Annotated in this window: 17 protein-coding genes and 1 pseudogene; 5 read left to right on the forward strand and 13 right to left on the reverse strand. The window is 70.8% G+C overall.

The window, feature by feature from the left end:
* Nucleotides 1–14 precede the first annotated feature (14 nt).
* Nucleotides 15–968, reverse strand: a complete 954-nt coding sequence (locus BMW88_RS15025; protein WP_089951310.1) for a TIGR03564 family F420-dependent LLM class oxidoreductase — start codon at nucleotides 966–968, stop codon at nucleotides 15–17.
* A 9-nt stretch (nucleotides 969–977) separates the two neighbouring features.
* Nucleotides 978–1,949, reverse strand: a complete 972-nt coding sequence (locus tag BMW88_RS15030) for a LysR family transcriptional regulator (RefSeq protein WP_089951311.1) — start codon at nucleotides 1,947–1,949, stop codon at nucleotides 978–980.
* Between the two features lie 309 nt (nucleotides 1,950–2,258).
* Between BMW88_RS15030 and BMW88_RS15035 the strand changes: the two genes are divergently transcribed.
* Nucleotides 2,259–2,975, forward strand: a complete 717-nt coding sequence (locus BMW88_RS15035) for a hypothetical protein (protein ID WP_143116081.1) — start codon at nucleotides 2,259–2,261, stop codon at nucleotides 2,973–2,975.
* Here the strand turns inward: BMW88_RS15035 and BMW88_RS15040 are convergent.
* A complete protein-coding gene (locus BMW88_RS15040) occupies nucleotides 2,969–4,060 on the reverse strand; it encodes a hypothetical protein (protein ID WP_089951313.1) in 1,092 nt (363 codons plus the stop codon). The genes BMW88_RS15035 and BMW88_RS15040 overlap by 7 nt on opposite strands.
* Nucleotides 4,061–4,737: 677 nt before the next feature.
* On the opposite strand from BMW88_RS15040, the gene BMW88_RS15045 reads away from it, so the two are divergent.
* The gene (locus BMW88_RS15045; RefSeq protein WP_089951314.1) at nucleotides 4,738–6,525 is read left to right on the forward strand and encodes a DUF262 domain-containing protein; all 1,788 of its coding nucleotides are present in this window, start codon (nucleotides 4,738–4,740) and stop codon (nucleotides 6,523–6,525) included.
* 45 nt (nucleotides 6,526–6,570) lie between these two features.
* Here BMW88_RS15045 and BMW88_RS15050 read toward each other — a convergent pair whose 3' ends face one another.
* Together BMW88_RS15050 and BMW88_RS15055 are read right to left on the reverse strand one after the other, a co-directional pair.
* Nucleotides 6,571–7,035, reverse strand: a complete 465-nt coding sequence (locus BMW88_RS15050; RefSeq protein WP_089951315.1) for a hypothetical protein — start codon at nucleotides 7,033–7,035, stop codon at nucleotides 6,571–6,573.
* 7 nt (nucleotides 7,036–7,042) lie between these two features.
* Nucleotides 7,043–8,407: an RHS repeat-associated core domain-containing protein gene (locus BMW88_RS15055; protein WP_089951316.1), complete on the reverse strand. Its 1,365-nt coding sequence runs from the start codon at nucleotides 8,405–8,407 to the stop codon at nucleotides 7,043–7,045.
* 229 nt (nucleotides 8,408–8,636) lie between these two features.
* Between BMW88_RS15055 and BMW88_RS15060 the strand changes: the two genes are divergently transcribed.
* Complete coding sequence (locus tag BMW88_RS15060) at nucleotides 8,637–9,023, forward strand: hypothetical protein (protein ID WP_089951317.1); 387 nt, start codon at nucleotides 8,637–8,639, stop codon at nucleotides 9,021–9,023.
* Nucleotides 9,024–9,027: 4 nt separating this feature from the next.
* On the opposite strand, the gene BMW88_RS15065 is transcribed toward BMW88_RS15060, so the two are convergent.
* The 4 genes from BMW88_RS15065 to BMW88_RS15080 all read right to left on the reverse strand — a co-directional run bounded on the left by BMW88_RS15065 (nucleotide 9,028) and on the right by BMW88_RS15080 (nucleotide 12,053).
* Nucleotides 9,028–9,729 (reverse strand): hypothetical protein, encoded by a 702-nt coding sequence (locus BMW88_RS15065; protein WP_089951318.1) that lies wholly within the window; start codon nucleotides 9,727–9,729, stop codon nucleotides 9,028–9,030.
* Between the two features lie 341 nt (nucleotides 9,730–10,070).
* Nucleotides 10,071–10,583 (reverse strand): hypothetical protein, encoded by a 513-nt coding sequence (locus tag BMW88_RS41840; RefSeq protein ID WP_177221111.1) that lies wholly within the window; start codon nucleotides 10,581–10,583, stop codon nucleotides 10,071–10,073.
* Nucleotides 10,584–10,615: 32 nt separating this feature from the next.
* Entirely contained in the window at nucleotides 10,616–11,473 is an 858-nt protein-coding gene (locus BMW88_RS15075) for a hypothetical protein (RefSeq protein WP_177221112.1), read from the reverse strand.
* On the reverse strand, nucleotides 11,430–12,053 hold the full coding sequence (locus BMW88_RS15080) for a hypothetical protein (RefSeq protein ID WP_089951320.1): 624 nt from the start codon (nucleotides 12,051–12,053) through the stop codon (nucleotides 11,430–11,432). The genes BMW88_RS15075 and BMW88_RS15080 overlap by 44 nt, the downstream gene beginning before the upstream one ends.
* Before the next feature lie 541 nt (nucleotides 12,054–12,594).
* On the opposite strand from BMW88_RS15080, the pseudogene BMW88_RS44310 reads away from it, so the two are divergent.
* Both BMW88_RS44310 and BMW88_RS44315 read left to right on the forward strand, forming a co-directional pair.
* Nucleotides 12,595–12,714: pseudogene (locus BMW88_RS44310) on the forward strand (hypothetical protein); the annotation flags it as partial.
* A 178-nt stretch (nucleotides 12,715–12,892) separates the two neighbouring features.
* On the forward strand, nucleotides 12,893–13,123 hold the full coding sequence (locus BMW88_RS44315; protein WP_342715075.1) for a proprotein convertase P-domain-containing protein: 231 nt from the start codon (nucleotides 12,893–12,895) through the stop codon (nucleotides 13,121–13,123).
* 72 nt (nucleotides 13,124–13,195) lie between these two features.
* Here BMW88_RS44315 and BMW88_RS15090 read toward each other — a convergent pair whose 3' ends face one another.
* The 4 genes from BMW88_RS15090 to BMW88_RS15105 all read right to left on the reverse strand — a co-directional run bounded on the left by BMW88_RS15090 (nucleotide 13,196) and on the right by BMW88_RS15105 (nucleotide 18,886).
* Nucleotides 13,196–14,002 (reverse strand): alpha/beta fold hydrolase, encoded by an 807-nt coding sequence (locus BMW88_RS15090; protein ID WP_089951322.1) that lies wholly within the window; start codon nucleotides 14,000–14,002, stop codon nucleotides 13,196–13,198.
* A gap of 9 nt (nucleotides 14,003–14,011) precedes the next feature.
* Nucleotides 14,012–14,884, reverse strand: coding sequence for an alpha/beta fold hydrolase (locus BMW88_RS15095; protein ID WP_245777792.1), 873 nt, complete (start codon nucleotides 14,882–14,884; stop codon nucleotides 14,012–14,014).
* Between the two features lie 39 nt (nucleotides 14,885–14,923).
* Nucleotides 14,924–17,677, reverse strand: a complete 2,754-nt coding sequence (locus BMW88_RS15100) for a helix-turn-helix transcriptional regulator (RefSeq protein WP_089951324.1) — start codon at nucleotides 17,675–17,677, stop codon at nucleotides 14,924–14,926.
* Nucleotides 17,678–18,085: 408 nt separating this feature from the next.
* Nucleotides 18,086–18,886, reverse strand: coding sequence for an NAD(P)H-dependent oxidoreductase (locus BMW88_RS15105; protein ID WP_089951325.1), 801 nt, complete (start codon nucleotides 18,884–18,886; stop codon nucleotides 18,086–18,088).
* Between the last annotated feature and the right edge of the window lie 6 nt (nucleotides 18,887–18,892).

An 18,892-nucleotide genomic window follows, 5' to 3' on the forward strand; every position in this document is an offset into this window, starting at 1 on the left:
CAACCCGGAGTTCCTCAAGCCGCGGAAGGACTTCCGACGGCTTTCGCCAGCTCCCCCGCCAGCCGGCGGGTCCGGCTCTGGACCGCGGGGTCGAGGTCGTGGTGCGCGGTGAGGACGATCTCGGTCGCCCCGGCCTCGGCGTACTGGCGCAGCCCCTTCGCCACGTGCTCCTCGTCGCCGATCAGAGCGAGGTCCACGGGGTTCTCGGTGCCGTTGAGCGCGAGCACGCGCCGGTAGGACTCGAACTGCGAGTAGAAGGCGAGTCCTTCCGCCATCTTGTCGCGGGCTCGGGCGTCGGTGGTGACCGCGGCCGGGACGAGCGCGACCACCCGCGGGGCCGGCCGTCCCGCGGCGGCCGCTGCGGCCGTGATGGCGGGGACGACGTGCTCGGCCAGGACTCGGGGACCCGCCAGGTACGGCACGGTGCCGTCCGCCAGTTCGCCGGCGACCCGCAGTGCCCGCGGAGCCATGGCGGCGACCAGCAGCGGGGTGGGCCGGGCACCGGTGACCCGCGTCGGCAGCACCGAGCGGGCGGTGATCAGGTCGCCCTCGTGCTCGACCTCCTCACCGCGCAGCAACGGTCCCAGCGCGGTCAGGAACTCGCGCAGCCTGCTCACCGGCCGTTCCCAGGGCAGGCCGAACGCCTGCTCGACGATCGGTGGCGCACCCAGGGCCACGGCGAGGTGGAACCGGCCGCCGGTGGCCGCCTGCGCGGTCTGCGCCTGGCTCGACACCAGCAGCGGGTGACGTCCGAAGATCGGCACCGCCGACACCCCCACGTCGACGCCCGGCACCCGCGTGCCGACGATGCCGGCCAAGCCGATCGCGTCGTGGTCGAGCCGCTGGCCCAGCCAGATCGAGTCCACGCCGTGGTCCGCGGCCTCGCGGGCTTCGGCCACCGCGGCCTCCACCAGGTTGTCCCCGGCCGAGCCTGCCAGGGTGACGCCGTAACGGGTTGTGATCGCCATGCCGCAATCTCACCTGGCGTGGGCCTCCACGGGCGGCGACGATGCCCGCCCACCCGCTTTGCGATGCCTCGTGAGCATCAGCCGGTTCAGGCGCTTGCCCGTGTCCGGGCAGTGCACGGCCGTGACGGCGAGGAAGGCGTCCAGTGGCGGGGACTCGTCGTCGGTGCGGAACGCCATGGTGAGGTCGGGCAGGCGCAGCGGCGGCTCCACCTCGACCACGACGGTCTCCGGACGGGTCAGCCGCCGCGCGCTGGACGGCAGCAGCCCGACCCCCATCCCGCAAGCGGCGAGCCCGATCACCGTGTGCACGTCACGCGCGTGAGTGACTCCCCCGGCCGCGTCCAGCAACGGGCGCAGCACGCGGACGGCAGCCGGTTCGTCGGCGGCGGGCGCGGCGATGAGGGACTGGCCGCGCAACTGGTCGAGCGAGACCGCGGGCCGGCTCGCGAACGGGTGGCCCCGGTGGCACGCGGCGATGAGGTGATCACCGGCCACCGGCACCGACGTCAGCCTCTCGGCACCGTCCCCTGTCGGCGCGCCACGGCTGATCGCCAGATCGATGTCGCCCGCGAGCAGCGCGGCGCCGCTCTGCGCGGTCGAGAGCTCGCGGCACTCCAGGTGCACGCCGGGGTGCGCCGACCGGAACCGCGCCAGCAACGACGGCAGCAGCTCGATCAGCGCCTCACCGACGAACCCCATCCGCAACGAGCCGGTCTGACCGCGCGCCGCCCGGCGCGCCTCGGTGGCCCCGGCCTCGACCTGGTCCAGCACCCGCCGGGCGTGCACGACGTAGACCTCACCCGCCGCCGTCGGCACCACGCCGCGCGCCGTTCGTTCGAACAGCGCCGTCCCCAGCTCGCGCTCCACGGCGCCCACCTGCCGGGACAGGGAGGGCTGGGTCATGCCGAGCGCCTGGGCCGCCCGCCGGAAGTGGCGGTGCTCGGCCACCGCCACCACGTACCGCAGTTGCCGCAACTCCACGGGACCAGCCAACCACGTCGATGCCCCTCGGGCATCGGCACGCTCAGAGCGAGGAGGAGGCCTGGTACGTAACGATTCCACTCCACCGCCGTGATCTGGCCCCGGAGAGCCGGCACACAAGCTCACCGGCTTCCGCCGGATCGACGAGCCACAGCCTCGCCGTGCGATCAGCGGTGCCACCCTCGATCGTGCGCCCGTCCACGCTGAACACCACCGTGCACACGCGCGATACCGCAGGTACCGCCAACAGCCGCGTCGGCCGCACTCGGACGGCGCGCTGTCCCCGCACCGAAGCGCCGGTAGATCACAATGGTCCGACTCGCAGCCCACAGCGAGGTGGTAACCCATCGGGTCGGTTGGGGGATGAACGGGATGCGTCGCCTTCGCGTCGCCGCTGGACTCGCGCTCGTTGCTGTCGCATGTTTCCTCGGCGTCGACGCCACCGCTCGCATCAAAGCCGTGGGGAACGCACTGGCCGTCTCGTGGCCCTACCTGCTTGCGGGATTCGCGGTGAGCGCACTGCTGGCAACGCTGGTCGAGGTGCGCAGGCTGGTCGGAGTGTGTGCGTTGATCGCGGTGGCGGTCGCCGGCATCGTCAGCCGACAGCCCGGCATCGACGTGACGGCGCTCTGGCCGGTCGCCCTCATCACGGCCGGAGTCCTGTTCGCGCTCGGCGGTGTACAGCCTGCTGCGCCACGCCGCCTGGTCTCCGTCGCCTGGCCCGTGCGCCGAGTACCACGAGATCGACTGCCGTCACGGCTGGCTGTGACGTGCGTGCTTGGAACCGTGCACCTGGACTTGCGCGACACGACGTTCCCGCCCGACGCTTCGGTCTACATCACGACGTTCCTCGGCCACGTGTGGCTGAAGGTTCCGGCGCAGTGGCCCGTCGTCATCGAGGGCGATCCCTCCCCTTTGGTCACGTTGGACGAACGTGGGCGGCGAGACCTCGTCGACTTGGGGCAGGCGGCCATCAAGCTCAGGTCCGGCGGGGCCCTCGGAACGATCGTCGTGGAGCGCTATTGATCCTTCCCGGCAACCAGCTTCTTCAGCCATTGCCACCGTTGCGGCTCCGCGTGCGAATAGCGGCGGACACCGGCCAGGAACATCCTCGCCTCCTCTGGCCGTTCACCGCCCTTCGCGAAGAAGCCGGAGAGGTCCTGAGCCAGGTGGTATTCCTCATCGGGGGTCCCCGGCAGAGGCACGTGCATCGCCTCGAACAGGTCGAAGCGATGGCGGTCGAACGCGACCTGCTGAATGACGCCCAGCGTCACGGCCGATGCGACAACGCCCCGGTAGGACACGTAGGCCAACATCAACATGGCTGGGGGAAGCCACCACAGCTCCGGATCGTCGTAGAAGGCTGCGCCGACGACAAGGGTGATGGACAGAAAGGTCACGCAGAAGACGGCTGCGGTGTGCACGGCGTCGCTGGCGGATCGATACGCCGCCGCGACAGGGTCTGACAGGCCGGGGAACAACCGCGGCCAGGCGGGAACGGTCCGCCACCCGTAGCGCTCCCCGGCTCGCCGCTCACCCGAGCGCATGATGTTGCCGAGGCGTGTCGGGAGCAGCTCGTCCACGTCCGGCGGGTAAGCCGCGAGTACGTCGGCAGCTCGCTTCGTCCTGAGCTCTCGTCGGAGCACCGCCCGTCGATCTGCGGCCTGGTCCTGCAGCCGGCGGGTTCGGGGTGACTCCTGCGCGCCGGATGAGCCGACGTCGTTCGCAGCGCCCGTGGTGCCCAGCACGGCAGTGGCTCTGAGCCATCGGGACCGGTGCCGGTTGACACCTACGCGGACAAGCGCGACCGCCAGTCGCGAATCACCCCAGTACCCCTCGAGCAGCCGCACGACCCCGAAGTGGAAGCTTTGCAGGATCGTGGTGACCACGACGATCGCGAGGACGAACAGCAGCACCAGGCCGCCGTCCTTGATGCTGAAGTCCGCCGGGATGAGGTTGGAGAACCCGAGTCCGGCCTTGTCCGAGCTGAAGGCGTCAGCTCTGAGCAGCAGCCACACGACTGTGACCAACACTGTGCTGGGCAGGATGCCGGCCGCGAACAGGCGGCCGAACGCGGACGCCCCCGCGGTGATCAGAGCTGCCGGCCACATGACGTCATCCTCCCGCCGCGAACGGCTTGGGCCTGTGCCCTCTCGGGTGCTTGCACGTGATCCCTGCTTTCGGCAAGGCGTTCTGCGGGTAGTAGAGGTACGTGCGGCACGCCTCGCAGTGAAGCCGGCGGAAGAACGTCTCGGTGATCCGTGCGCCACGCTGCCGGCAACCGGACACCGGGCAGAGCGGTTCGGGCGGCAAGTGATCGCGAGGCCGAACGTGTCCGCACAGGTACCCGTAGAAGAGTGGCGGATGCCTGCCGTCATCCCCTCGCAACTGGTAATAGGTGTGATCCGAGAGGTACAGGCCCAACATCAACAGTCTGCGCAGTCCAAGCATGGTTACCTGCATTCGCGAGGCGATGCGACGAACAACCAGCTAGTCATTGTCCGACGGCTGGGCCTGACGAGGTTCAGCCGTTCAGCGCATCGCACCCACTTGCCTCGACGGGTTCGGGACGCGAGGTGATCACGACTTGCCACGCGCCAGAACAGCGTGCCGGTTCCGGTGACGTATGGAGTTGTGCGCGCCGACCGGCTCAGGTCAGCTCGACGCGCTGTGTCTCACCACCTGCTCATCGAACGAGCCAGCCCGATCCCGATGCCGCCGAGGCATCGAAACCTTTCCCTCCGCCCCGCGATACAGCCTTCGACACCGCCGCGAGTCAGGAGATCACATGGGCGTTGAGGCCTTCGGCATCGAGAAGGAGTTCCTCAAGGATCTGCTCACGCAGGTGGACAAGGGCGAGGCGAAGCTGCCCGAGTTCCAGCGCGGCTGGGTCTGGCCCGATCGCAACATCGCGAGCCTCATCGCCTCGATCTCCCTCGGCTACCCGGCCGGCACGGTGATGATGCTGAAGCACGGCGGCGACGTCCGCTTCAAGACCAGGGCCGTGGAGGGCGCGCCCGCCTCCACCTCCACTCCCGACCGCCTCATCCTGGACGGCCAGCAGCGCTTGACCTCCCTGTACCAATCGCTGTTCCGCAATGAGCCGGTGGAGACCCACGACAGCCGGGGCAAGGCCGTGCGCGGCTGGTTCTACATCGACATGCACAAGGCGCTGCTCGGTGACGCCGAGCGGGAAGAAGCTGTGGTCTTCGTCCCGGAGAGCAAGGTCCGCGTGGACTTCCGCGGCCAAGCACTGCTCGACCTCTCCACTCCGGCCTTGGAGTACTCCGAACGGATGTTCCCCTGCACCTCGGTGTTCAACTCGATGCAGTGGATGATGGGCTTCGTCCAGCACTCCCCGGAGCAGCAGGGCGACAACCTCCAGCTGTGGAGCCACTTCCACGAGGCGGTGGTCAAGAGGTTCGAGCAGTACCAGCTTCCGGTGATCGAACTGGGCAAGAGCACACCCCGCCAGGCGGTGTGCCAGGTCTTCGAGAAGGTCAACACCGGCGGCGTGACGCTGACCGTCTTCGAGCTGCTGACGGCGACGTTCGCAGCGGACGACTTCGACCTCCGGCAAGACTGGGTGGACCGGCAAGCTCAGTGGACGGGCGGGAAGTACCCGATCCTCGCCGAGGTCGCCAACACCGACTTCCTCCAAGCAGTAACCCTGCTCGGCACCTACGAACGCCACCGCGCAGCCATCGAGTCAGGACGCGATGAGAGCACCGCTCCACGGATCGGCTGCCGGCGCACCGACATGCTCAACCTCACTCTCGCCGAGTACCGCAAGTGGGCACCCACCGTCACCGCCGGCTTGAAGACGGCCGCGCAGTTCTTGCACTCCCAGCGCATCTTCGACACCCGCTTCCTGCCTTACGGAAGCCAGCTGATCCCTCTTTCGGCGGCCTTCGCGCTACTGGGCACGAAAGCCGACACCGTCGGCGCTCGGGAGAAGATCTCCCGCTGGTACTGGTCCGGGGTCTTCGGGGAGCTCTACGGCGGCACGACCGAGACCCGCTTCGCACGCGACCTCCCCGAACTCGTCGCCTGGGTGACCGGAGACGGGACCGAACCGAGGACGGTGCAGGAAGCGCAGTTCTTCTCCAGCCGTCTCCGGACGCTGCGCACCCGCGGCTCCGCGGCGTACAAGGGCCTCTATTCCTTGCTCCTGCAGAACGGGCCCGTCGACTGGGGCACCGGATCCGACATGTCGGACGAGAACTACTTCGACAACGCGGTCGACATCCACCACGTCTTCCCCAAGGCCTGGTGCGAGAAGCAGGGCATCCCACCCACCGACTACAACTCGATCCTCAACAAGACCCCGCTGACCGCCCGCACCAACCGGATCATCGGCGGCCGCGCACCCTCCGCATACCTGCGCGGGCTCGCCAGGAGCGCCGAGACGACACCCGAGCAGGTCGACCTCAACGTGCGGTCGCACAAGATCTCCCCCGACGCGTTGCGCGCCGACGACTTCCGGACCGCGATGACCGCCCGCGAGACCGCCTTGCTCGCCCTCATCACCAGCGCGATGGGCAAAGACGTCCAGATCGACACTGACACGAACTAGACGCCAGGGCGGCTCATCGCCGCTGGCGCTCCACGGCCGGGTCGGTCACGTCTTCCGCAGTGCGCGCCGCAACGCCCGGATCGACGGTTCTCGACCTATCTCTTCGAGCCCCATCCCCTCGACGTGGACGAGAACGCGCTCGATGACGCCGGGATCCCGCTCGACAGCGCCGGAAATGGCGTCGAAGCAGGCCGAGAAGGTGTGGTGGAGGCGCTCTTCGAGCTCCGCCGGGTCGGTGACCTCAGGACCACCGCCCGCGAACGGCGGGGTGGCGACGATGTACCGCGGCGATGAATCGTTGCGGGTGTTGACGAGCACCTGAGCGCGGCCGATCTCCGGAGTTCCTCCGTATCGGTCGTGCGCCAGGTAGAAGTTCATCAACTGCGCGTCGCAATCGAACGACACGGCGCTACCGGCACCGGTGCGGAAGGTCACGCCGGGCAGGTCGCCGAGGCTTTCCCGCCACGCGGCGAGAGTCGGCTCGGAGAACGAGGCGATGACGTAGTGCATTCGTCCCTCACCTCGCCAACGGAGAATGCGGAAGGATTCGAGGTCGGCCGAGCTGGGGCAGCACGGACGTCGGCAGGGCCACTCCTCCAAGCCCTCCTCTCACATCGGCGACGTGTGGCAACACCGCATCGCTGGGAATCAGGTCCTTGTTGATGATGGTACGCACGATGGTGTACGGCCCCTCGTCCGGCCAGTTCCGGTACGCTTCTCTGCCGTAAGCCGCCGCTCCCTCCGCGGTGTAAGAGAAGTACTTCGACTCGATTCCCGGCGGATTGCTGAACCCGCGGTTCGAGTGTATGTCGTGCAGCTCGCTCTCCTTGACGGCCCGGTAGATGTAGATTTCGTTTTCCTTGAGCTTGCGCTCCGGGCAATCACCCACCAGGCCGAGCGGGTCAACCCAGTTGAGCGGGTTGAGCACGTACGAGTGCGCTCGAAGCCCGCCTGCCACTCCGAGCGGATCGCCGGACTGGTAACCGCCGGACTCCGGGTCGTAATACCGGTGGTAGTTGTAGTTCTGGCCCGTCTCGACGTCGTGGTACTGGCCGGGGAATCGCAGCGGGCAGTACGCGCGTTGCCGTGCCGGGGTGAGCGGTGTGCCCCACACCGTGGTCACCTGCCGCCACGCCAGCTCTCCCGCGGCGTCCACCAGTTCCATCGGCGTGCCGACCAGGTCGGTCACGATCGCGTAGAACTGCTGGTCGATCCACTCCTGGGAAGCGGCCTGCACACGCTCGGTCTGCGTCACCGGCGTGAACTCGCCTGGCTGGTAGTCCCACGTCGTCGTGTGCCCGTCAGACTTCATCTGTTCGGCCAGGGTCGTGCCGTCCCAGGTGAAGTCCACCCGTTCCCGCGGCCCCACCTTGGCGATGCGCCGCCCGAGCGCGTCGTAGAAGTACCGCCAGGTCGCGCCATCCGGTGTCGTCGCGGACACCAGGCGGTCCTCGCTGTTCCACCGGTATTGCCACGCCCGAACTCGGCCGGACGAGGTGCGCGACACCCGCCCGGTCATCCGGCCCTGCGCGTCGTGGGTGTACCTGGTGCCGCCCGCGCGGCGGATCAGCGTCCCCTCGTGGGAACGCGAGCCAGGCATGGGCAGCGGGCCGGTCGCGTAGCTGATGTTGCCGCTCGGGTCGTACGCGTACTCCTCGCGGTGATCCGGGCCCTGCACACCGGTGACCCGTCCCAGGGTGTCGAGGTCGAACCGGCGCACGCCCGCGAGCTGGTCCACGATGTTCGTCACCGCGCCGTCGCCGCGATACGTGTAGGCGCGGCGCTGGACCAGTCGGCGCTGATCGGTCACCGCCTGGGTGTGCAGGCGGTGGTTGGCGTCCCAGGTCTGGGTCAGCCCGAACTCACCGAGCCTGCGCGACACCTCGCGACCGGCGCTGTCGTAGCCGAACGCGGCGACGTACTACCACTACGTCGGCACGTGCAAGCTGGGCGTGGACGAGATGTCCGTGGTGGACCGGGACCTGCGCGGTGCGATCGTTCCCGCGCGGTCTTCCGCCACCTCAGAGCGAGTGGTAAATTAGTGGTATCGCGGTCGCGCTGGGGGTGGTACAGTCGGTAGCAACCGGTAAGTACGCAGGTCAGGAGCCGCGATGTCGTCCACTCAACTGCTCTGGGCAGAGGCTCACCGCGTCACCATCCGGCTGAACGTCCACGAGATCGTCAGTCAGCTCAACACCCACCTCGGCGCCACGCTGGTGGCGACGCTGGCGGGCGTGAACGACCGGAAACTGCCGTACCGGTGGGCCAAACCCGACGGCCCGATCCCGGGAGACGCGGCGATGCAGCGGTTGCAGACGGCGCACCGGATCTGGCACGTGCTCAGCGCGAACGAGCCCGACCAGGTCGTCCGCGCGTGGTTCATCGGCGCGAACCCGCTCCTCGACGAGACGCCGCCGGTGATGGCGTTGCGCGAAGGAGATCTTCGCGGCACGGCCAAGGCCGCCGAGTCCTTCATCGACGGAACCTGGCACGGGTGAGCTCTCACCAGACCTTCAGGCCGAGCTGGTTCGCGGCCCAGATGAGCTGCCGGTCGTTCGCGTCGACGGGGAGCGTCACCCCTCGCCAGGCGTAGCGCCGGACCGCCTGCTCGGTGGTCTCGCCGGACCGGACCGGCACCCACAGCGCCCAGCAGGCGAGGTTCGCGCCGTGCTTGGAGAGGTAGCGCAGGCCACGCGGCCGGGACCCGTCCGCCAGCTTCCGCGTGGCCAGCCAGGCGGCGGCCGCGCACGTCACCTGCCGCTCGCCGCCCAGCAGGTCCGACAGGTCGATGCGGCTGGAGCGGTAGCGCGCCGGCGACCAGTCGCGCGCGAACCGCCTCAGCACGCCGAGGTTCTCCGCCTCCGCCAGGTCCACGCAGTAGTCGTCGCTGTCCAGCACGATCTCGGCCAACCGGCGCGCCTCGCGCCATTCGGCGGGTACGTGACCCGGCGACATGTGGAACATCGTATTCCAGTCGTCCGCCACGGGATCATCGTTCTCATCGAGGTCCGGGAAGATCTCGTGCAGCGGCAGCGAGCCGGTTCGCAGTTCGGCGTATGCCAGCGATTCCACGTAAGCGGCGCGTGGTTCGGCCGCGCCGTAGAGGGTGGCATGCCCCGCGACGTCGAACCGTCCCCATGTCTTGTCCGCTTCACCGCACCTGGCCGGCGGGTTGAGCGGCGATCCGTATCTTTTGTTGTACACCCGCCACAGCCTCGTTTTCCGTGCCGGAAGGACGACGAGACCGGTGTCCGGGCAGCGCCACCGGCCACCTGGCAGGCCTATGAGCTCTGCAGTCACGAGGTTCCTCCACCTCCACACGTCGCGTTCATGTTTCGCCGGCTCCGGCTGCGGCGTTTCCAGGTCCAAGCAGGTTCACCTGTTCAGTGGACGCTCCATCCGCGCGACCGACGCGGAACAATCGGCGCGACATTCGAACAATGGTGGAATAGCCAGTACCCGGAAACGAACCCGATCAATTCGACAATACTCCCGGCGCCAAGGCCATCGACCGGCCGGAGGACGGGAGCGCGTCGGCGATCGAGTCACCCTTCGAGCCGGCGGTGCCCGCCCCGCGCTGTCGTGCCCTGCTCCTCGAGGCTCGAAGCCAGCCGGTCCTGCAGTCGTGCGTGCCGGAACTGGTACGCGGCTCCCGACTGCCGGAGCAGTCCTCTCTCGTGCCCGTCGTCCAGGAAGGCGAGCAGCCGCCACGGCAGCTCACCGCGCAGGGCGAACCACATCCGCGCGAGGCAGAACTCCCCCCACGCGGACCCGAGCGCCAAAGCCACCACACCGATCGCGGCGAAGCCGACGCCGGACAGCACGACGAACCCGATGGGCATGGCACCGGACACGCCCAGTGCCACGCCGAACAGGAACCCGCCGAACGAACCGGCCAGCAGAACGCTGCCCCGATCGGCGCGGAAGGCCGAACGCGGATCGACCGCGTGCGCGGTGTCGGCCGGCTGGTTCACGAACGCCGCGAGAGCGGTGCCCGTCCCGACCGCGACGCCGGCGAGCACACCCGTACCGGCGCTGATCGTGACACCGCTGAGCACACCCGCGGCGAGGCCGGTCGCGGCGACGGAGGTCAGTCCTCCGGCTGCCGGCGGAAGTTCCTGCGCAACCCGAGACGGACGACGACCGGCTGCGGTGGCCCCGCCGCCCGGTCGAGCACGAGTCCGCCGACGGCACCGAGCTGCCCCGCCAGCAGTCCGGCGGGCAGCCCCAGCGCCATGCCGCCCGCGATCCCGAGGACGAACCCGGTCGGCAGCGCACCGGCGAGCCGCAGCAGCAGCCAGATCGAGAAGCCCACCGCGAGGACGAGCCCGAAGGCCGCCCGCACGGGGAACTGGACGCCGGTCGTGCACAGCAGGTGCCCCACGGCAGCGCCCACCAGCCCCAGGAGCGCACCGCCGGCACGGCGCGGCACTCCCTGCGCCAGGGTCCACCAGATGAAGTCCCGTGCGCCCTGGCGGTCGAGCCGCCCGGCCAGGTGAGCGCACCACTGCCGCACCTCCGCCGGGTCCCGGCGCGGCACCCGGCGACGGGTACCGGTCGCCTCCTGCGGCCGCGTGTACAGCCCCGAGATGAAGGCGTCCAGCAGGTGCTCTTCAAGAGCTTGGGCACTGCCGAACCGCTGCCGGTCCAGCAGCACCACCGGACCGGGGTGGTTGCCCTCGCTGTAGATGTCCCGCGCGAGCGCGACCATCAGCGGCGTGGACAGCACCTCCGCCAGGTTCTGGCAGACGGGGTCGAGAGGGCGCTGCTCGGGCTGGTCCAGGACGTGCTCCCACGACGTGCCGCCGGGGCAGCCGCGGCGCGTCCGGGGCAGGTACGCCCGGAGGTCCGCCGGTGAGACGTCGACCAGTTCCACGGCCGCCGCACGGGACAGCACGTGCAGATCACGGACGGCCGCACCGTATTCCTCCGTCCGGCTGGTGAGCACCATGGGGAGGTTGCACTCGCTGAGCAGCCTGAGGGCCTGCCCGCGGTGCTGCTCGACGACCTCGTCGAACCCGTCGAAAAATCGGCAGGACGTGGCCGTCCGCGACGAGGACCGACGCGATGGACTCCTTGCCGCGCTCCCTCTTCCCCATCCCGGCGTAGTCACGGACGAGTCGTGCTTCGATCCAGTCCCGCAAGGACGTGGTCGCGGGGTTCCAGGAACCGATGTCGAGGATCACCGGCACCGGGCTGCCGTTGGTCCACCGCTTGAGCAGGTCCAGCACGAACCGCAGCACGAGCACGGTCTTCCCGGCCCCGCCTCTGCCCAGGACCACCATCCTGCCGGACGGCACACCGCGGTAGACCTCCGCGAAATCCTCGATGAGCCCGCACAGCGCCACGGGTCCGGCAGCGGAGTCGTCCGGAACACCGAGGACGTTGCTCCAGTAGTCGGCCAGCTCCCGGCTGGCGGCGGTGAACCGGACAGCCAGCGGGAGGGGATCGCGAACGCGCCGCTTCTCCTCCTCACCGAGCCAGTGCACCCTGACCGCGCGGGCGAGCTGGGCCGCGGCGGCGCGCATTCGCCGTCACGAGCACCATCGCCGGCGTGGAAGTGGACATCCCCGTGAACCGCCCCGCTCTGCATGACCGCACTGCCCGAGTTCGCGCTGGTTTCGTTGTGAACAGCACCGGACGATCGGAATTCCGACCGGCTCTCCCCGGACATCGGCACCTCGCACCCTGGAAGTCGAAACACACCCCTCAGCCCGGCCGAGTGGACAGGCCGGACCCTCCGGCGATCTTGCACCGGTTCCAAGGCGGGCAGCACGACTTTTCGGAGAAGCTGATCAGCGGCACCGAAAGCAGGAGCCACTCGGCGTGCCACGAATGCCGCTCGCCGACTTCGGGCACAACCGGGTGGTGTTGTCCCGGAGAATTGAATCCGAGCACAGGTATTCTTTAGTGCGTGGAATTGGACTGAGCGTACAACGCGGGCACGGAAAGCGTTGCGCTATTCCGGAATGGCTTCACCCGAGTCGCGGGTCCACCGAGCCGCCGCGTTGAGGAGTCCGCATTCCTTGTCGGGATCGGCGCCGGTGAGCACCCGGCCTCGCCACCGTCGTGGACTACGGCGACTGCGCCCTGTCCCCCGGCTCCGCCGAACCCCGCTTCTTCGTCACGGGCCGGCTGCACTTCCGCGAGCCGACCACCGGTGAGATCGCCTGGCGCTGGATCGACCACCTCGTCGGCAGCGGCGACCCGCAGGTCGCGGCCCTGCTGGACACCACCGAGTTCTGGATCGGCGACCGGCTGCGCGCGGACCGGCGACACCGACGTCCCGGTCGTCACCCGCACCCCGCCGGTCACCGCGCAGACGACGATCAGCGGCTGCCAGGGCGACCCCCGGTCCGCCGCCAGGGTGGACGTCACTTCGAGACCTGCAGGGTTCGCTCATGCGCTGGACCTGATCGCCCCGGACGGCACGGCGTACCGCCTCCAGCACCAGCTCCAGCGCAGGCTGCCGGACCCCGGTGGCTGGTTCACCGCCGACCTGTCCCGCGAGTCCCGCGACGGCACGTGGCCGCTGCGGGTGCACGACGTCATCCGGGTCGGCCTGGGTGATCTCGACTGGTGGCGCCTGACCTTGTGACCCACGGACGCGGGTGGATCGCCGCCGGCAGTGGCTCCGGCGGCGATCCACCCGCGGGACTGCTCGGGTGCGTCAGCCCGCGGCGCGGAGGACGAGGTCGGCGACCGCGTCCGGACGCGAGACCGCCACGGCGTGCGAGGCTCCCCCGATGGTCGCGGTGGCGCGTGAGCCGGCCCGGTCCGCCATGAACTGCTGCGACCGCAGCGGGATGTTCTTGTCGGCGCCGGCCAGCAGGAACCACGAGGGGGTGCTCGCCCACGCCGGCGTGCCGGACGCCTCGTTCAGGGCGGCGTCCCGGATGGGGCGCTGGGTGGCGGCCATGAGGGCGGTCTGCCGTGCCGGGACGTCGGCGGCGAACTGCTGCCGGAAGACCGAGGGCTTGATGTAGAGGTCGTTCGAGCCGTCGGGCAGCGGGACCGGTGCCAGCGTCTCACCCAGCGTGCTGCCGGGGTACTTCGCGGCGAGCTGTGCCGCGGCTTCGCCCTCGGCCGGGGCGAAGGCGGCCACGTACACCAACGACTTCACCTTCGGGGACCGTGCCTTGGTGTTCGTGATGACGGCACCGCCGTAGGAGTGGCCGACGAGCACCACGGGCCCGTCGATGGTGGCCAGACGCGCGTCGAGGGCTTCGGCGTCGGAGCGAACCCCGCGCAGGGGGTTGGCCACGGCGACGACGCTGAAGCCCCGTCGCTGCAACCGTTCGACGACGGGATTCCAGCTCGCACCGTCGGCGAAGGCGCCGTGGACGAGGACGATCGTGGGCTTCTGCCCGCCGGCCGGGTGGGCGGCGACCGCGGTCGAGATGCCGAACAGGGCGAGCCCCGAGACGGCGACGAGTGCGGCGAGCAGTGCGGTGACGCGGCGTGTGAGCGTGTGCATGTCCGGTTCTCAGTCGGTGAGGAAGGCGATCAGGGCGGCGTTGACCTCGGCCGCGTGGGTGAGCAGCAGGCCGTGCGGAGCACCGTCGATCTCGACGTAGCGCGCGTCGGGCAGGCGGCGGCGGAACTCGCGGGCGGTCGCGTCGATCGGCAGGATGCGGTCGGCGGTGCCGTGCAGGATCAGCGACGGCACGTCGATGCGCTCCACGTCGGCGCGGAAGTCCGTCAGCCACGCCGGGACGCACGCGTACGCCGCCACCGGCGCCGAGGTGATGGCGGTGACCCAGTTCGCGCGGAGCGCGGCGCCGCTGAGCCGGGACCCGAGCGTCTCGTCGGTGTTGAAGAAGTCGACGAAGAAGTTCTCGTACCAGGCGTAGCGGTCGGCTTCGGCCTGCTCGGCGATGCCGTCGAACACCGGCTGCGGCACGCCCGCCGGGTTGTCCTCCGTCTGCAGCAGGAACGGCTGGAGCGCACCGAGGAAGGCCGCCTTCGCCACCCGCTGCGAGCCGTAGGTGCCGAGGTAGCGCGCGACCTCGCCCGAGCCCATCGAGAAGCCGACGAGGACGACGTCGTTCAGGTCGAGCTGGGTCAGCACCTTGTCCAGGTCACCGGCGAAGGTGTCGTAGTCGTAGCCGGTCATGGTCTTGCTCGACCGGCCGAAGCCCCGGCGGTCGTAGGTGATGACCCGGTAGCCGGCCTTGACCAGCGCGTCGGTCTGCTTCTCCCACGACTGCCCGTCCAGCGGGTAGCCGTGGATGAGGACGACCGGCTGGCCGGAGCCGTGGTCCTCGTAGTACAGCTCGATGTCGGTCGAGCCCTCGGTGCCGACGGTGATGGTTCCCATGGTGCCTTCCCGCCCGTCCGCCGGGTGCGGACCGGGCATGGCACGAACCTAGGGAGCGAACAGGGCCGGTCGCGTCCGTCAGACGACGTCTTCGGCGTACGTCATCGTGCCGTGCAGCACCGCGGCGAGCTCACCCCGGGACGTCACTCCCAGTTTGGGGAACATCCGCTGCAGGTGGGTGCTCACCGTCCTGGGGGAGACGTACAGCCGCTCGCCGATCTCCCGGTTGGTGAGCCCCTGCGCGGCGAGCTGGGCGACGTGCAGCTCGGTGGACGTGAGCCGGTCGACGGCGGCCGGGTCCTGGCGGGGCGAGGACGTGCCCGCCGCGCGGAGCTCCTGACGTGCCCGCTCCGCCCACGCCGACGCGCCGAGCGCGTCGAAGACCTCGCACGCGGCCCGCAGGACGACGCGGGACTCCGCGGGTCTGCGGTGCCGCCGCAACCACGCGCCCAGCGCCAGGTGCACCCGTGCCCGCTCGAACGGCCAGTCGACGGGGACGGCGCCGAGGGCCTCCCGGTAGAGCGGCTCGGCGGTGTCCGGCGGGCTGAGCAGGGCGCGGCCGAGGCGCAGCCCGCAGAGCAGGGCGGGTGAGGGGGCCACCTCCTCGAGCGGGGTCAGCTCCCGCAGGACGTCCCGCGCCGCTTCGGTGGACTCGCTGCGCACGGCCGCCTCGACCAGTTCGGCGACCCCGTAGAAGCGCAGCCACGGGTGGAAAGCCGGGTCGGACGGCTCGAAGACGCGCTGCAGGTGCCCGAAGGCGTCGCCGTAGCGCCCCTGGCAGAGGGCTGCCTGCCCGCGGGCCATCTGCACGATGGCCAGTGCCGGGCGCGCGCCGCCGGGCAGGGCGGTGCGTTCCGCCTCCGCTGCCCACGCCTCCGCCCGCGGGTCGCCGCAGACGGCGGCGATCTGCGCGCGGATGGCGTGCACCATCGCGTGCACGAGGGACTGTCCGGTCTCGCGGGCCAGCTCGGCGGCCTCCTCGGCGGCGAGGTGACCGGCGCGCACGTCACCGAGCCGTGCGGCGCTGCCCGCCTGGACGCACAGTGCCCTGGCCAGCATCGACAGCCGGCCCCGCGCCCGCAGGGGGTCCAGCGACCTCGCTGCCAGCCCGCCCGCCAGGGCGGGAGCGCCCACCATCACCGCGGCACTGCCCAGGAGCTGATCCCATTCGGCGTCCTCGGACGCGCGCTCCAGCTGACCGGCCAGCGACTCGAGGACGGCTCGGCCGCGCTCGACCGGCGCGCAGTACGCCCGCAGGGCCACCAGGCCGGCGTTGTCCGCGTCCACGGGCATCCGGTCGACGGCGGCGGCGACCCGCTGACGAGCGGCCGGTCCCGGCTCTCCCCAGAAGCAGTGCAGCACCGCGCCCCACAACATCCGCAGCCCCAGCCCGGGTTCGCCACCGGCGGCGATCTCGACGGCCAGCTCGGCCAGCTCGGCGGTCGCGGTGCCCTCGCCCTGCGCCGACCCCTCGACCAGGGCGATGCCGACCCAGGCCGCACGGCCCTGGTCCCGGACCGAGAGCAGCTCCAGCGAACGCGCCTGGGCCAGCAGGTGTGCGGCGGCGTCGCTCTGGCCCGACTCCAGGGCGAGCTCGGCCGCGCGCAGCAGCCGGTCCGCGCGAGCGGAGGGGTCCGCGGTCAGCTCCGCCGCCCGCCGCAGCGCGGCCAGGGCCGCGGCGACGCCACCACGCCGCAGGGCCCTGCCGGCCGTGAGGTCCAGGTCCCGCGCCGCGTGCTCGTCGGGCCCGGCGGTGGCGGCGGCGCGGTGCCACGCCTGCCGGTCGGGCTGGTCCTGCAACTGCGCGGCGAGAGCGGCGTGCGCGGCCTGTCGTTCCGCCGCGGTCGCCGCGTGGTGCATCGCCGAGCGGACGAGCGGGTGCCGGAAGACCATCCCCCAGGGTTCCAGCAGGCCCGCGCCGACCGCCGGTCCGAGAGCGGCCACACCGACCGGCGTCCCGAGCATCCGGGTCGCGGCGGCCAAGCACTCGTCCATCGTGCCGTCGCCGTTGAGGGCAGCGAGGAGGAGGACCGCCCGTGTGTCGGCCGGAAGGCGGGAGACCCGCGCCGTGAAGGTCCGCTCCAGCCGTTCGGTCAGCGGCAGCGGCCCCGGCGTGAGCGCGTACGCCCCACCGACCGCGTGCAACGCGACCGGCAGCTCGGTCAGCGCCAGCGGGTTCCCGGCCGCCTCCTCCAGCAGCCGCCGCCTCACCTGCTGCCCCAGGCCGGGGGCCACCGCGTCCAGCAGCTCGCTCGACACCTCGTCCGTCAGCGGCTTGAGGTGCAGCACGGGCAGCCCGGCGCCGGAGAGCCGGCCGTCGAGGTCGCGGGTGACGGCGATCAGGGCGAGGGGGTCGGACTCGATGCGCCGGGCGACGAACCCGAGCACGTCGAGGCTGGCCCGGTCCATCCAGTGGGCGTCCTCGACGACCACCAGCAGCGGTGCCCTCACCGCCGCGTCCGACAGCAGGGTGAGCGCGGCCAGGCCGACCAGGTAGAGGTCGGGCACGGCCTCGTCGGCGAGTCCGACGGCCGCCCGCAGCGCGGCGCGTTGCGGGCCCGGCAGGTCGTCGATCCCGTCCCGCAACCGGTGGACGAGCTGGTGCAGGCCGGCGCAGGGCACGTGCTCCTCCGACTCGACCCCCACCGCCGTGACCACCTGGGTCCCGCGGCTCGCTGCCCGCGCCGCCGCCTCGGCGACCAGCGCCGACTTGCCGATCCCGGGGGCGCCGAGGACGACCACCGCGCCGCCCGACCCGGAGGTGGCCTGCTCGACCAGGGCGGCCAGTGCGCGGCGCTCCGTCTCGCGCCCCAGCAGCGCCCGTCGTTGCATGCCGCGCTCCGTCTCCTCCGTGCGACTCCTCGCTGCAGGCAAGCGCCGTGAAAACGACCTCCGCTCGCCGGCCGGGCGAAGCGATCCGCACAACGGCACGCGTGTCGCTCCGGGGACAGCGAGGGCTCCAGTGCCTGCGGGAGTATTTGAGCACCGGCCAAGGTGTTCCACGGGCTGGTTGCACACGGAGGTGGCACGCTTCACATCCGCGGCCTCCCGGACCTCACGGACAGCGACGGAGCGGTTCGGCAACGCGATTCCCAAGCCTGCCAGCGGAATCCGGAACCGGACGTTCCCCGTGTTGCCGGGTGCTCCGCCTCCACCGGAGCGAGTGCTTGTGCGGCACCAGGAGGACGGCACGTCCGGAGTGGACGGAGTGGTGCGGATCGCACCGGGGAGACCACCCGGTCAGTCGCGATCGGCCAGGTGGATTCCCAGGTCGGTGCGGCCGGGAGCCAGGTCCTCCCGCAACGCGCGCGTGCCCGCGTAGTCGCCGTCGCGCAGCCGCCGGAACCGTCGCGGACGTTCGTCGGCGACGCCGCCGACCCTGGCCGCGAGCCGCTCGGCCTCGCGCTCGACCTCCGCGGGCCCGAGCGAATCGGCGTCGTGGACCACGTGCAGGTCCAGCGCCTCGATCCCGACGTACCAGAGCACGCCGTGCGTGATCGGGAAGAGCAGCGAGTCGAGGTCACCGCTGATCCCGCGCGGGCCGATCGAGCGCTCGTCCTCACCGGCCGTGACCACGACCAGCGCCTTGCGCCCGACCAGCCCGCCATCGCCGTACCGGCGAGGCACGCCGAGCTCCTGGTCGAGATCGCCGTAGGCGAACCCGCTGGTGAGCACCCGGTCGAACCACCCCTTCAGGATCGCGGGCGGCCCGTACCACCACAGCGGGAACTGCAGGACGAGCAGTTCGGCCGCCGCGAGCTTGGCCTGCTCCTCGCGCACGTCGGCAGGCAGCCGGCCGGCGGCGTAGGCCTCGCCGACCAGCTCGGCGATGTTGCCAGGACGTTCCGCCAGGTCCCCCAGGTCCCGCTGGGACAGCACGGGGTCGAAGCCCTCGGCGTAGAGGTCCGACACCGCCACCTCGTACCGCTGCCCCAGTGCCTTGGTCCCGGCCTGCAGAAGACGGTCGTTCAGCGAGTCACGGCGAGGGTGCGCGTACACCCACAGGGCGTGACCCGGCTTCGGCGGATGAACGATGGTCATACGTCA

It is taken from the genome of Lentzea xinjiangensis (genome assembly GCF_900110955.1).
GTDB classification, from domain to species: domain Bacteria; phylum Actinomycetota; class Actinomycetes; order Mycobacteriales; family Pseudonocardiaceae; genus Lentzea; species Lentzea xinjiangensis.